The organism is Bacillus pumilus (genome assembly GCF_038738535.1).
Taxonomy (GTDB): domain Bacteria; phylum Bacillota; class Bacilli; order Bacillales; family Bacillaceae; genus Bacillus.
Window position 1 is genome coordinate 1787533 of sequence record NZ_CP046128.1, and the last position, 14840, is coordinate 1802372.

At 44.2% G+C, this 14840-nt stretch carries 7 protein-coding genes; 1 reads left to right on the forward strand and 6 read right to left on the reverse strand.

The window, feature by feature from the left end:
* Position 1: 1 nt before the first annotated feature.
* The 4 genes from nirD to GKC25_RS08875 all read right to left on the reverse strand — a co-directional run bounded on the left by nirD (position 2) and on the right by GKC25_RS08875 (position 7244).
* A complete protein-coding gene (gene nirD, locus GKC25_RS08860; protein WP_034660879.1) occupies positions 2-325 on the reverse strand; it encodes a nitrite reductase small subunit NirD in 324 nt (107 codons plus the stop codon).
* A gap of 23 nt (positions 326-348) precedes the next feature.
* On the reverse strand, positions 349-2763 hold the full coding sequence (gene nirB, locus GKC25_RS08865; protein WP_262417231.1) for a nitrite reductase large subunit NirB: 2415 nt from the start codon (positions 2761-2763) through the stop codon (positions 349-351).
* Between the two features lie 87 nt (positions 2764-2850).
* A complete protein-coding gene (nasC, locus tag GKC25_RS08870) occupies positions 2851-4989 on the reverse strand; it encodes an assimilatory nitrate reductase catalytic subunit NasC (protein ID WP_095285262.1) in 2139 nt (712 codons plus the stop codon).
* A complete protein-coding gene (locus GKC25_RS08875; protein WP_187704549.1) occupies positions 4986-7244 on the reverse strand; it encodes an FAD-dependent oxidoreductase in 2259 nt (752 codons plus the stop codon). The genes nasC and GKC25_RS08875 overlap by 4 nt, the downstream gene beginning before the upstream one ends.
* A gap of 169 nt (positions 7245-7413) precedes the next feature.
* On the opposite strand from GKC25_RS08875, the gene GKC25_RS08880 reads away from it, so the two are divergent.
* Positions 7414-8616 carry a nitrate/nitrite transporter gene (locus GKC25_RS08880; protein WP_034660883.1) on the forward strand — a complete coding sequence of 401 codons (1203 nt, stop codon included), beginning with the start codon at positions 7414-7416 and terminating at the stop codon, positions 8614-8616.
* Positions 8617-8678: 62 nt separating this feature from the next.
* Here GKC25_RS08880 and gltD read toward each other — a convergent pair whose 3' ends face one another.
* The gene (gene gltD / locus GKC25_RS08885; protein ID WP_034660884.1) at positions 8679-10163 is read right to left on the reverse strand and encodes a glutamate synthase small subunit; all 1485 of its coding nucleotides are present in this window, start codon (positions 10161-10163) and stop codon (positions 8679-8681) included.
* 16 nt (positions 10164-10179) lie between these two features.
* Positions 10180-14751 carry a glutamate synthase large subunit gene (gltB, locus tag GKC25_RS08890; protein WP_342689970.1) on the reverse strand — a complete coding sequence of 1524 codons (4572 nt, stop codon included), beginning with the start codon at positions 14749-14751 and terminating at the stop codon, positions 10180-10182.
* Positions 14752-14840: the final 89 nt, after the last annotated feature.

A 14840-nucleotide genomic window follows, 5' to 3' on the forward strand; every position in this document is an offset into this window, starting at 1 on the left:
TTTATGAGGGCAATAAAATAAAGACATCGTCCCCCTCGACCAATGTTTCATACGTTTTAACGCATCCGTGATCTGGTGCTTGAACGTTCCCTGACGAAAGATCAATCTTCCAATCATGCATTGGACAGAAGACATGGTCTCCACTTACCATTCCTTCAGCCAGAACACCGCCTTTATGAGGGCAGCGGTTTTCAATGGCTTTGAACTGCTTATTAGAGGTTTGAAAAACAGCTAATTCAAGAGTACCGGCTGCGACTGTTTTTCCTAGCTGCAGCGGAAAATCTGATAGGGTGCCAATGTGAACTTTTACAACTGAAACTGTCATATGATCTCATCCCTTCAATTGATTTATACAGAAGCCGTCGCTTTTTGAAATAATTGTTTCGTGTCTTTTTGACTCTCGCGCAGCTCCTGCCAAGGCTCCTCATACGTTGACAGTGCGATGTCCATTCTTTGGATTAAGGCTTCTCGTTTCTCATCATCTAGGAGTACTGATTGAATATGATCTAATCCAAGTCGTTCAACCCAAGCAGAGGTTCTTTCTAGATAATTTGCCGTTTCTCTGTAATATTGAAGGTACGCAGCTGCCACTTGCTCTACTTCTTCTGCTGTACTGACCTTCATCAATAAATCTCCAGCCCGCAAGTGTGTGCCGCCATTTCCGCCGGCGTACAATTCAAACCCTCCATCAATTCCCACAATTCCAAGGTCTTTAATGCCAGATTCTGCACAGTTTCTAGGGCAAGCAGAGACAGCCATTTTGACTTTATGCGGTGTCGCAAGACCTTCGAATTTCTTTTCAAGTGCAATGCCAAGAGCCATCGAGTCCTGTGTGCCGAACCGGCAAAATTGTTCTCCAACACAAGTTTTGACCGTTCTTAAAGATTTTCCGTATGCATAACCAGATGGCATATCCAGGTCTGCCCATACTTTAGGTAAATCTTCTTTTTTGACACCTAGAAGGTCGATACGCTGGCCGCCAGTCATTTTCACAAGCGGTATTTCATATTTGTCGACGACATCAGCTATTTTTCTCAGGTCATTTGCATTTGTCACGCCGCCGTACATCCGCGGAACAACCGAATATGTGCCATCTTTTTGAATATTGGCATGCATGCGTTCATTCACAAATCGTGAGCTCTTTTCATCTTTGTACTCAAGAGGTTGAAGCATGCCTAAATAATAATTCAGGGCAGGTCGGCATTTTGAACAGCCTTCCTCTGTCTCCCAGTCAAGTACGTTCATCACTTCTTTGACATGCTGCAGGCCCTTCTCTTTGATTTCATGAATGACTTCATCTCGTGAAAGAGTGGTGCAGGCGCAGATGGTTTCTTTTTGGGCTGTTCGGTTCGCATCATCGCCCAACGTGTGCCAAAGAATCTCTTCGACAACGGGCTTGCAGCCTCCACATGATCGTGAGGCACTTGTACATTGCTTCACTTCCTGAATCGTTGTTAAGCCTTCTTTTTGAATGGCTTCCACAATCTGACCCTTTGAGACACCATTACAGCCGCAAACGATATGGTCATTTGCCATGCTTTCAATCGTGCTTTCTTGCTCCGGATCATTCGAGGTTAAGACAGATACCTTCTCCATATCCGACATATCTACCCCTTCTCTAATATACGAGAATAGACGAGGTCCATCGCTTGTTTCTCCAAACATGACGGCACCTACTAATCGGTTTTGCTGGAAGACTAGTTTTTGATAGATGCCTTTTTGTTCGTCAAAGATTTTGATCGCTTTTTTCTCATCGTTTTCTATAAAGTCACCAGCTGAAAACACGTCAACCCCCGATACTTTCAGTTGCGTTGACAGAACAGAGCCTTCATATGGCACAGGATTCATGTCACATACATGCCCAGCAAGCACATTCGCTTGATCGTATAAAGGAGCGACAAGCCCGTACGTTTGTCCTCTGTGTTCTACACATTCTCCGACGGCATAAATGCCTGGGACACTCGTTTCCATGAAATCATTGACAATAATACCTCGGTTCACTTCAAGGCCGCTTATCTCTGCAAGCATTTTACTTGGTTTAATTCCTACAGCCATGACGACTAGGTCTGTCTCAAGTGTCGTGCCATCTGAAAATGATAACCCTTCAACTCTTGTATCTCCTAAAATCTCATTTGTCTGTTTTCCTAACAGGAAGTTCATGCCCTGTTCTTCTAATGCTTTTTGTAGAAGCTGACCTGCAATAGGGTCTAGCTGGCGTTCCATTAAATGAGAGCTGAGGTGAATGACATTCACTTCCATGCCTAAGTTGAGTAGGCCGCGTGCTGCTTCCAGTCCAAGAAGGCCGCCTCCAATGACTGCTGCTTTTTTGTACCTGCTAGAGGCATTGACCATTTCCTCTGTGTCTTGCAATGTACGAAAGGCCGTCACGCCTTTTTTATCACTCCCTGGAATCGGCAGGATAAACGGAAGTGACCCTGTTGCTAAAATCAATCGGTCATAATGCACGGTCCGTCCTTGATCACTGGTGACTGTTTGATTATCTGTATCGATCTTCACAATGGTCTCATTTGTAAACAACTGAATATCATGCTCCTGATACCAATTCCAATCGTTTAGTGTAATATCTTCAACCTTCGTATCTCCTTGAAGCACCTTCGATAAAAGAATCCGGTTATAGTTAGGATGCGGTTCACTTCCAAATACCGTCATGTCGAATCGTTCGCTGTCTGCTTTTAAAATGTTTTCGAGGCTTCGAATGCCAGCCATACCGTTCCCCACTAATACGAGTTTTTCTTTCACGATAAAACACCCCTCATGTGATCATTTTTTAGAAAGTACCATCATCTAAACATAGATGGAAAATACATGTTATGATTTCTCACATATTTTTTAATTCACATAGGCTGACAGCTGTACAGGACAATATTTAAAGCCTGGCATTTTACTGTGCGGATCTAGTTGTTCACTAATTAATTGATTAATGGATTGATGTTTACTCCAGTGAAATGGAACAAACACGGTATCTTTTCGAATGGTGTCTGATATGCGGCATCTCATGATGACACTTCCTCTTTTTGACTGGATGGTCACAAGCTCCCCGTGCTGAAGTCCATACGTTTTTGCTGTGTCAGGATGAAGCTCTGCATAAGATTCAAACTGCCGGGCAACAAGAGAGGTACTTTTTCTTGTTTGAACGCCCGTTTGGTAGTGAGCCATCACTCTGCCCGTCGTTAAATAAAGAGGATATTCTTGACTGACTGGTTCCTTTGCCACATTTTTTCCGTGTGTGACGACGGCAAACTTTGCTAAACTGTCAGAATGTGAGAATGCATGTTCAAATAATCTTTCGGTTCCTGGGTCTTCTAGATGCGTACAAGGCCATAATATGCCTTGCTCCTTCCTCAGTCTTTCATAGGTCATGCCTGAGTAATCCGCTTTTGCGCCTTTCGTTGCGGCTCTTAATTCTTCAAAAATCTCTTCTGCGGATGAAAAGGAGAAATAGCCGCTTTTGCCTAATACAGCTGCTATATCACAAATGATTTGCCAATCGTGTTTTCTTTGATGCTTAAGTGGATAGGTTGCTTCTCTAAGCGTAACGCGCCCCTCTACATTTGTCACCGTACCTTCATCCTCTAAATATGACGAAGTAGGTAAAATTACATCTGCCAGCGCAGCTGTCTCAGACATAAATAAATCAACAGCTACAAAAAAGGACAATTTCTTGATGGCTTGTTGAATAAAGCGCGCGTGCGGGCCTGACTGAACGGGGTTTGAGCACATTAAAAAGAGCGCTTTTATTTCTCCTTCCTGCATTTTTTCAAACATCTCAAAAGCAGACACGCCTTTTCCAGGGAGTTCTTTTTCATCAATGTTCCATATGTCAGCTATTTCTTTTCTGTGAGCAGAATTTGTGATATCTCGATACCCTGGAAGCTGATCTGCTTTTTGTCCATGCTCTCTTGCCCCCTGGCCATTTCCTTGCCCGGTTATTGCGCCATAGCCGCACCCAACGCGGCCGATCTTCCCAGTAACAAGCAGAATATTCAGGAAATTTCGTACAGATGCTGTCCCGTCTATTTGCTGCTCAATGCCTCTTGCTGTGAAAATCATGCCTGTCTTTTCTTGTGCGAATTTCCTTGCTATTTTCTGCAGAACTTCAATCGTCACACCGGTTTGCTCAGCAATGTTTGAGAGGGACATGCGCGAGACGTGCTCCTTTAATTCTTGGAACCCTGACGTTCGAAGACGAATAAATGATTCATCTATTAAATGTTCATGAAGCATAATGTGCAAGATGCCGTTTGCCAGTGCAGCATCTGATCCTGGTTTCAGGCTGACATGTACATCGGCTAATTGGGCTGTCTGTGTTTTGCGCGGATCGATGACGATGAGAAATGCACCGTTTTTTTTCGCCTCTTCGACGTACGGCATGAAGGTTGGCTGACATTCTGCTATATTCGTTCCAACCAATATCAATACCCGTGTATGCTTGATGTCACTGAGAGGAAACGTAAGACCCCGGTCAAGTCCGAATGTTTGATTCGCCGCAGTTGCTGCTGACGACATACAAAGTCTCCCGTTGTAATCGATGTATTTCGTTTTCAGCGCCACTCTCGCAAACTTTCCCAGTAAGTACGCCTCCTCATTTGTAATAGATGCGCTTCCGTACACACTGATGGCATCATGCCCGTGTGCCATCTGAAGGGATTCCATGTTTGTTTTGATTTCATTAAGTGCCTCCTGCCATGACGCTTTTACAAATTGCCCGTTTCTTTTGATGAGCGGGTGATTCAAACGTTCTTTGTGCAGTGCGTGCTGGTGTGCATGCTGCCCTTTCATACAAAGTCTCCCGTGCGTAGTTGGATTGTGTACGCCAATCGTTTGATATCTGGTTCGTCCTTCCACATGCTGCTCTACTAGCTGCATTTTGCACTGCATACTGCAAAATGGACATTGGGATTGATACACTCGCTTTCGTTCTTCCTGCTCTGATATTTGCTGGGCATATCGTAAAAAAGACTGACTCATACCTTCACATCCTTTTGTCTGCTTTGGTCAAATTGTTCACAGAGCTCTTTTCTTCTTTCCTCATCAAGCAATTTTTCTCGAATAGAAATAAGTCCATATCGGAGAAGCCAATCGCCGATGGATTCTTGAAAGTATGCACTTTTTCTATAATCTTCAAGCAGCGCTTTTAAAAAAGGGATCAGCTCACTTGATTGAGGCAAAGTGTAAAAAAGCTGGCCGGCCTTCGGCTGACATACGTCACCTCCTATATAAATGTTCCATTCCCCCAGCTGTCTCTTCATGCAAATGTCATATATTGGAGCTAGTTTACACGTGCAGGAAGAGCCGGCGACATGAATAGAGGTGACGGCTGGTAAAAGTGTGTCTTCTACTTGTCTTTCAAACTCCATTACTAGTGCTGTGACAGCTGGATCGTGACTACAATCACATGTAAGGACATGAGATAGTCTTCTTTTCTCTTTCGCCATGATGGGCCAATGTTTTTTGACGATCTGTGCCGCCTGTTTTGACACGCCGATGAGCCGTATTCGCTTATGCTCTGTCAGCTCTGCCTGATCAATCAGTTTTTGTTCTAACAAAGACGTCATGATTTTCAGGAAATCCAGTTCAAGACGCCCTCCGTATAGCTGAGGCAGCATGTCTTCTTGATCAGCATCGCTGATTTTTTCAATCGGTGATTGAAATTGCTCGAGATAGTATGGAATGGCAGACCTGCAGTTGCTGCAGCCGTTCTCTGTTTTCCAATGAAAATGTCTTCTGATTTCCTCCACATTCAGCAGCAGTTGCTTTTTGATAAACGAAAAAATGGTCTGCTTATCAGCTTCTGTACATGAACAAAAAGAGGCCGGCTCATCTATTTGTTCATGTGATGATAACTGACAGCAGGCACGGACGAGCTCTTGACAGCCGCCGCAGCCGGTTGCTGCTCCTGTTTGTTTTTGAACCTCTTCTAAGCTTGTCAGCTGATGGACGGATATGGTGTTCAAAATCGTCCGTTTTGTAACGCTTTGACATTGGCAGACGAGATCGTCCATTTTTAATGAATCTAGAGGAGATGGCTGCTCCTCATGAAGAGCTTTCATGACGACACTTTTATCACGCCCCACTTTCACATCTTGCAAAAGCTGATCGGCTTTCTCCAGTTCTCCAACTAATAAAAAACCTGTTAGTGCCTCGCGTTCAAAGACGAATTTTTTATAGACTTCTTGCTCTTCATCTAAATATGTCACCACTGACGTATACGGAGAATGGTGTTCAATACATCCCGCAGAATAGATAGGCATGTCAGGTACTTTTAATTTTGTTGAGTAAATGGGATGAGGTACAGATGTAATTTGCTCGCCTAATAGATGATTGGCAAGTGCATTTGCTTGTTCATAAATGGGCTGAACAAGGCCATGCACCATTCCTTTATGCTCTGCACATTCCCCAATGGCATAAATATCTTGGACATTTGTTTGCATCATATCATTGACGACAATGGCTTTTCGCGTATGAATGCCGTGATTCTTTGCAAGCTGTATGTTTGGACGGATACCTGTTGTGAAGACAACAAGATCAGCATCCACGATGTCGCCATTTTTCAATAGAACGCCTTCTACCCTCTCGTCCCCTAAGCATGCAATGGTATGGGCATTTGTTTTCACCTGAATGCCCTTGCGCGTTAATTGCTGCTGTAATAGACTAGCAGCCGTTTCATCTAATTGGCGCTGCATGAGCCACTCGGCATGATGAATGATGGTTGTCTCAAGTCCCGCAATCTGCAGGCCAGCCGCCACCTCTACACCAAGCACACCGCCTCCGACCACTGCTGCTCGTTGATAACGCATCGCATCCGCACAAATGGCCTCATAATCATCAATTGTACGAAACGCATAAATCCCTTTTTTGGATACGCCCTGAATAGGAAGAAAATACGGCAATGATCCTGTTGCGATGACGAGCTTGTCATAGGAAATTTCCCGGCGCGCATCTGTCATGATACACTTCTTGTTTGTATCGATATGGACGACTGTTTCTCCTTTGTACATGATGATGTCATGCGCGGTGTACCATTCTTTTTCCTTGAGTTCAATTTGAGATAATGAGTCGCTTTTTTGTAAAATCGATGAAAGTTTTATTCGATTGTAGGCAGGGTGCTTCTCTTTTCCAATGACTGTTATGGCATAGTGTTCTGGCTGTTTTTGAACCATCTGTTCGATACATTTCATACTCGCCATGCCGTTTCCGATAAACACGAGTTTGCGTTTTGCCATATGAAATCAACCTCTCTAAGCTTCTTGCCCAACACATTGTATGGATAGATTATGGCACATGCCTGTAAAAAAGTGTGTAATCATGTCAATTTTTCTAACATGATACTTTTATTACTTGGGATAACTCGCTATCTTTAAGTCAGAAAATTCAAAATAGAGGAGGCATTTTATGAAACTCTCAGAGTTAAAATCAAGTGGTCACCCTAAGACATTGCTAAGTTCCTTTTTATATTTCGATGTGAGCTTTATGATCTGGGTCTTATTAGGGGCACTGGGTGCTTTTATTGCGCAAGACTTTGCTTTATCGACCGCAGAGAAAGGCATGATTGTTGCCATTCCGATTTTATCTGGTTCTTTTTTTCGGATTGTACTTGGCTTATTCACTGATCGTATAGGACCTAAGAAGACAGCGGTAATTGGCATGCTTTTCACCACCATCCCGCTCATCTGGGGGTTCATCGCTGGTACAACCCTTTCCGAGCTCGTGCTGATTGGTATTTTGTTAGGAGTAGCAGGAGCAAGCTTTGCTGTTGCTTTGCCAATGGCAAGCCGCTGGTATCCTCCTCATTTACAAGGCGTGGCCATGGGGATTGCAGGTGCCGGTAACAGCGGAACACTGATCTCCACACTATTTGGTCCACGTCTTGCCGAGATTTATGGATGGCATGCAGTCATGGGGCTCGCCCTGATTCCGTTAAGTCTTGTCTTTTTGTTTTTTATTTTCACAGCAAAAGATGCACCAAATCAGCCCGCTCCAAAGCCGCTACGGTCGTATTTTTCAGTATTTCAGGTGAAATCGACATGGTTTTTCTGCCTGCTTTATGCGATTACATTCGGAGGATTTGTCGGGCTTTCCAGTTTTCTCAGTATTTTCTTTGTGGATCAATATGGTATCTCGAAAATTCATGCAGGTGATTTTGTGACTCTTTGTGTGGCGGCGGGCAGCTTCTTTCGCCCCATCGGTGGTCTCATTGCGGATAAAATAGGTGGAATGAAAGTACTGCTTGGATTATTCGCAGTCATCGGCATCTGCTTAGGAGGGGTGAGCAGTCTTCCAGCTTTACCTTTGGTCATTACCCTTTTATTTACCGGGATGATGTGTCTCGGGATGGGGAATGGCGCAGTTTTTCAGCTGGTGCCTCAAGTATTTCATAAAGAAATTGGGATCGTGACCGGAATTGTTGGTGCTGCTGGGGGCATTGGCGGCTTCTTTTTACCTAATATTCTGGGCAGTTTAAAAGAAGTGACGGGCTCATATATGTTTGGCTTTTTGACCATTTCTCTTTTTGTTCTAGTTGTCTTTATTTGTTTAGTCATATCGCAGCTTAAACGCAAAAAAGTCATCATCAACCACACCATTTCTGAATCATAAAAAGCCATGACCACTCTTTGGCCATGGCTTTTCTTTATATGTGTAAACACCCTTTGTATGACCTATTTTGGCAGAACCGAACTCCCCATTAAATAACGGTCTACCTCGTGCGCCACTTGTCTGCCTTCATTAATCGCCCAGACAATCAAGCTTTGCCCGCGTCTTGCATCTCCCGCTGCAAATACGCCTTCTACATTTGTTGTATACTCCCCATACTTTGCGTCAATGCGATTGTTTTTGCTGTCCACGCCAAAGTGTTTCACGAGTGGCTGTTCAGTTCCCTCAAAACCAATTGCAATAAAGACTAGCTGAGCAGGCCATACCTTTTCTGTCCCTGGAATCTCATGAAATTCAAACTTCCCCTGTTCGTTTTTCACCTTTTCCATTTGAATGGTATGAAGCTCTTTTAATTTCCCATTTTTGTCTGCCACAATTTTTGTGGTTTGAATGGAATATTGACGCGGATCTTCTCCGAATTTTGCTTGTGCTTCTTCATAAGCATAATCCAGTGAGAAGACGTAAGGCTGTTCAGGCCACATGTTATCCCCTACACGTGTATCCGGAAGTTTTGGGTGCTTCCCGAACTGAACAACACTTTTTGCTTTTTGGCGAAGTGCAGTTGCGACGCAATCCGCACCTGTATCTCCCCCGCCAATGACAATGACGTCTTTTCCTTTTGCATCAATGAAGTTTTTGTCTTTAAATCCTGAATCAAGCATGCTTTTTGTTGCGAGGGTTAAATAATCCATCGCAAGGTGAATCCCTTTAGCTTCCCGGCCTTCAATCAACAGGTCACGCTGCTTCTGTGCACCTGTACAAAGGATGACCGCATCAAACTGTTCTTTCAGTTCGTCGGCAGTGACATCCACGCCGATTTCTGTGTTCGTTACAAAATCAATGCCTTCTTGTCTCAACAGTTTGACTCTTCGCTCCACCACTTCTTTGTCCAGCTTCATGTTTGGAATGCCGTATGTCAGCAGCCCGCCAAGGCGGTCAGACCGTTCGAACACTGTTACGGCGTGGCCTGCTTGGTTTAATTGATCCGCACTTGCAAGTCCTGCTGGCCCTGAGCCGACAATGGCAATCTTCTTGCCTGTACGGCTTGAAGGAATTCTTGGTGTGATCCATCCATTTTCAAAGCCTTTATCAATGATCGTCCGTTCGATATTTTTAATCGAAACGGCTGGATCATTGATGGCAACTGTACATGACCCTTCGCAAGGTGCTGGACATACTCTCCCAGTAAATTCTGGGAAATTATTTGTTTTTTGCAGTCTTTCGAGAGCTTCTTTCCATCTCCCGCGGTACACAAGGTCATTCCATTCTGGAATTAAATTGTAGATCGGGCAGCCTGAGACGCCGCCCCTGATCTCCATCCCAATTTGACAAAACGGTGTGCCGCAATCCATACATCTAGCGCCCTGCTTCTTCAATACGTCATCTGTATAAGGAGCGGAATATTCTTTCCAGTCATTTTGACGAGTGAGAGGGTCACGTTCATTTGGCTTTTCTCTTTTATAATCCATAAAACCTGTTGCTTTGCCCATTGTCCTCTCCCCTTTCTTAATGAGCGAGGGCTGCTTTTTGCCCGTTTGCCGTTTCTTGATTTTTCGGTTTAGTGTTTGCTTCAAAGGCGAACATGACAGCTTCTTCATGACTGAGGCCCGCTTGTTTTTGTTCTTCAATGCTTTGAAGCATCATTTTGTAATTTCTCGGAATAACCTTGATGAATTGATCCTTTTCTTGCGCCCAGTTTTCGAGAAGTGCTGACGCTTTTGAGCTGTTTGTATAATGAAGGTGCTCTTTAATCAGCTGTTTCACTTCTTGTTCTTCTTCATGATCTGTGAGCTTTTCAAACATGATCATTTCCATGTTGCACATTCTTTTGAACTGTTTCGCATCGGATGTATGGACGTAAGCTACGCCGCCAGACATGCCTGCGCCGAAGTTTTTTCCGACGTCTCCTAAAATGACGACACGTCCGCCAGTCATGTATTCACAGCCGTGATCACCGATTCCTTCAACGACCACATGCACACCTGAATTACGAACGGCAAAGCGCTCACCTGCACGACCGTTAATAAAGGCTTTTCCGCTTGTCGCTCCGTAGAATGCGACGTTTCCGACAATGACGTTTTCATGTCCATTTTGTACAAAGTGATCAGAGGTTTTGACCGCAATTTTGCCTCCAGAGAGTCCTTTGCCGATATAGTCATTTGAATCACCTGTTAAATAGAGAGACATGCCCTTTGGCACAAATGCGCCGAAGCTTTGTCCTGCGGAACCAGTGAACCTTAGTGTGATCGTATCCTCTGGCAAGCCTTCTTCCCCGTAGCGCTTAGACACTTCACTTCCAGTAATGGTTCCGGCCACACGATTGATATTGCGAATATTCAATGATAGATCAACCGGTGTTTGATGATTCAGCGCTTCCTGTACATAAGGGAGGATTTCATTCATATCCAGTGATTCATCAATTTTATGATTTTGCGGTGTTCTGAATGTACGAGCTCCTTCTGGCTGATAAAGCAGTGTTTCAAGGTCTAGCTGCCCTGCTTTCCAGTGTGCTTTTGCTCGTTCACTGACTCCTAGAACATCCGTGCGTCCAATTAATTCATCCATTGATGTAAAGCCAAGTTCCGCTAAGATTTCTCTTACTTCCTCTGCAATAAACATCATGAAATTCACAATGTGATCAGGGTTCCCCATGAATTTTTTGCGAAGCTCTGGATTCTGTGTAGCGACGCCGACTGGGCAAGTATCTAAATGACATGCTCTCATCATCACACAGCCCAATACGACAAGTGGAGCTGTCGCAAAGCCGTATTCTTCTGCTCCTAAAATCGCAGCCATGACAACATCGCGTCCAGTCATTAACTTGCCGTCCGTTTCAAGAACGACTCTCTCGCGAAGACCATTTAACACAAGGGTTTGATGTGCTTCTGCCAAACCGAGCTCCCAAGGAAGTCCTGTGTGTTTAATACTCGTTTTCGGCGAAGCTCCTGTGCCGCCATCGTATCCACTGATTACAATGACATCCGCCGTCCCTTTTGCTACACCTGCTGCAATCGTCCCAACGCCGGCTTTAGACACAAGCTTGACGCTGATGCGGGCATCACGGTTCGCGTTTTTCAAATCATGGATCAGCTGCGCCAAATCCTCGATGGAATAAATATCATGATGCGGCGGTGGTGAAATCAATCCGACGCCTGGTGTAGAGCCACGTACATCGGCAACCCATGGGTATACTTTATTTCCTGGCAGCTGTCCGCCTTCTCCAGGTTTTGCTCCCTGCGCCATTTTAATTTGGAGTTCATCTGCATTGACCAAATAATGACTCTTTACGCCAAAGCGGCCGGAAGCAATTTGTTTAATCGCACTTCTGCGATCATCGCCGCGTTCATCAACTGTAAAGCGTGCAGGATCTTCTCCGCCTTCTCCGCTGTTACTTTTACCGCCAATTCGGTTCATGGCAATCGCAAGCGCTTCGTGCGCTTCTTTACTTAAAGATCCAAATGACATGGCACCTGTCTTGAATCGGCGCACGATGGATTCAGCAGATTCAACTTCTTCCAGACGAACTGGTTTTTGTTTTGGCTGGAAAGAAAATAAATTTCTAAGGAAGCCGATTCTTTCTTCGTCCGCTGCCTTTGTATATTGCTTAAATAGATCGTAATCTTCATTGCGGCATGCCCACTGAAGCGTATGGATCGTTTTTGGATTAAAGGCATGGTGCTCTCCATTTTTTCTCCACTGGAAATCACTGCCTGATTCGAGTGTTTGGTCAGTCGCTGCCTGATACCCTGTTTCATGACGGAGTTTTGCCTCATGTGCAATGGTCTCAAGATCGATCCCGCCAAGCTGAGAAGCTGTTCCCGTGAAATACGCCTGAATGACGTCTTCACTAATGCCGACGGCTTCAAAGATTTGCGCTCCTCTATAGCTTTGCACAGTGGAAATTCCCACTTTAGACATGACTTTGACGACACCTTCGGTCACGCTTTTACCAAACTTTGTGACCGCTTCATCAAAGCTGAAAGAGATCGCTTCTTCTGCAATCAACTGTTTGTACGTTTCATACACAAGATAAGGATGGACCGCATCTGCTCCGTAGCCAATCAGTGCAGCAAAATGATGGACCTCTCTGACTTCTCCAGATTCAACGATCAGACTAACCTTTGTCCGTAAGCCTTGGCGTACAAGATGCTGATGCAGTGCACTGAGCGCTAGAAGCGGTGGAATCGGCACTTTTTGGTCTGTCATTTCACGATCTGAAAGGATTAATAAAGATACGCCTTCGCGGATCGCTTTTTCCGCCTCTTCAAACATCGCATCCAATCCGCGCTTTAAATCATCGGTGAATAGAGTATGAATCGTTTTGCTTTTAAAGGCATTATGAACAATCGTTTTCAAGCCGTTAAATTGTCCACTCGTTAAGACCGGTGTATAAAGTTTAATTCTTCGGCATGAATATTCATTCGGATGTAGAATATCTCCTTCAGCACCTAACCAAGTCATGGTTGATGTCACAAGCTGCTCACGAATGGCATCAATCGGCGGGTTCGTCACCTGTGCAAACAACTGCTTGAAATAATGAAACAGAGACTGCGCACGATCTGATAACACAACAAGCGGTGTGTCGCTTCCCATTGAACCGATTGGGTCCTTACCTTCTTCTAGTAAAGGAATTAAATATTTTTGAATGTCTTCGTACGTATAATGGAACGCACGCTGACGAGTCAATAAATCATCCATTATACTAGAATTTTCTGAATTTTCTTCCGAGCGATTGACATGAACCATTTCTTCATCAAGCCATTTTTGATAAGGAAGTTCATTCGCAATCGTGGATTTCACTTCTTCGTCAGAAATAATTCGTCCTTCTTCTAAATCGATTAACAGCATTTTGCCCGGCTCAAGACGGTCTTTGTATTTGACATCCTCTTCATTTGTGTCGATCACGCCGACCTCAGAAGAGAAAATGATATGATCATCATTTGTGACGTAATATCTTGCCGGTCTTAATCCGTTTCGGTCTAAGATGGCACCGATTTGTTTACCATCTGTAAAGGAAATGGCTGTTGGTCCATCCCACGGCTCCATGAGAGAACTATGGTATTCATAAAATGCCCGTTTCTCTTTTGACATGTGCGTGTTTTCAGTCCAAGGCTCTGGAATCAGCATCATGGCTGTATGAGCAGGTGTACGGCCTGCAAGCACAAAGAATTCAAAGGCATTGTCTAGAATGGATGAATCACTTCCGTCTGCATTCAGCACTGGCAAAATCTTGTCTAAATCGTCTCCGAAAGCTTCAGATACGAATTGTTGTTCTCTTGCTCTCATCCAATTGATGTTTCCTCTTAATGTGTTGATTTCACCGTTGTGAATCAAGTAACGGTTTGGATGGGCTCTTTCCCATGTAGGAAATGTATTTGTACTAAATCTTGAATGAACAAGTGAAAATGCAGAAACAAATGTTTCATCCTGAAGATCAAGATAAAAAGCATCGACTTGATCTGATGTTAAAAGCCCCTTGTATACAATGGTTTGACTCGACAAGCTGACAAAGTAAAATTGCTTTTCCTCTGCTGTTCCCCAGTTCTCAGCCTGCTTACGAATGACATATAATTTTCTTTCAAATGACAAACGATCTGTGATGTTGTCGTTTGCCCCAATAAAGACTTGCCTCACAACCGGACAGCTCTTCGCTGCGACAGTACCAATTTTCCCGGCATCGACAGGGACTGTTCTCCAGCCAATTAATGTTTGACCTTCTTGTTTAATGAATCCGTTGATTTTTTGCTCGATGGCTTGACGCGTTTTCTCGTCATCCTCTTTTGAAAAGAAGACCATTCCTACCCCGTAACGGCCCTTTTCAGGAAGTGCAAAGTCTTTGCAGCTTTTTCTAAAGAAAGCGTCTGGCAGCTGTACCATTAAGCCGGCACCATCACCTGTATACGGATCACTGCCTTGCCCGCCGCGGTGATCAAGCTGGCAAAGCATTTGTAATCCCTTTTTGACGATGCTGTGTGTCGCTTCCCCTTTTAAATGAGCGTACAGTCCGATTCCACATGCATCATGTTCAAATTCAGGACGGTAGAGACCTTGTGGTTGTGGTAGTTGATTATAAGTCATCGTTTCTCTCCCCCGTTTAAAAGATCCGTTTTTTCACAGTCATAAAATCTCACAAACTCTGTAACTTATTTTAAGTTTTCAAATTAATA

Bases quoted from the DNA above. Each gene is read 5' to 3' on its own strand.
- GKC25_RS08880 (WP_034660883.1), top strand. From the start codon at position 7,414: ATGAAACTCTCAGAGTTAAAATCAAGTGGTCACCCTAAGACATTGCTA.
- gltD (WP_034660884.1), bottom strand. From the start codon at position 10,163: ATGGGCAAAGCAACAGGTTTTATGGATTATAAAAGAGAAAAGCCAAAT.
- nirD (WP_034660879.1), bottom strand. From the start codon at position 325: ATGACAGTTTCAGTTGTAAAAGTTCACATTGGCACCCTATCAGATTTT.
- gltB (WP_342689970.1), bottom strand. From the start codon at position 14,751: ATGACTTATAATCAACTACCACAACCACAAGGTCTCTACCGTCCTGAA.
- GKC25_RS08875 (WP_187704549.1), bottom strand. From the start codon at position 7,244: ATGGCAAAACGCAAACTCGTGTTTATCGGAAACGGCATGGCGAGTATG.
- nasC (WP_095285262.1), bottom strand. From the start codon at position 4,989: ATGAGTCAGTCTTTTTTACGATATGCCCAGCAAATATCAGAGCAGGAA.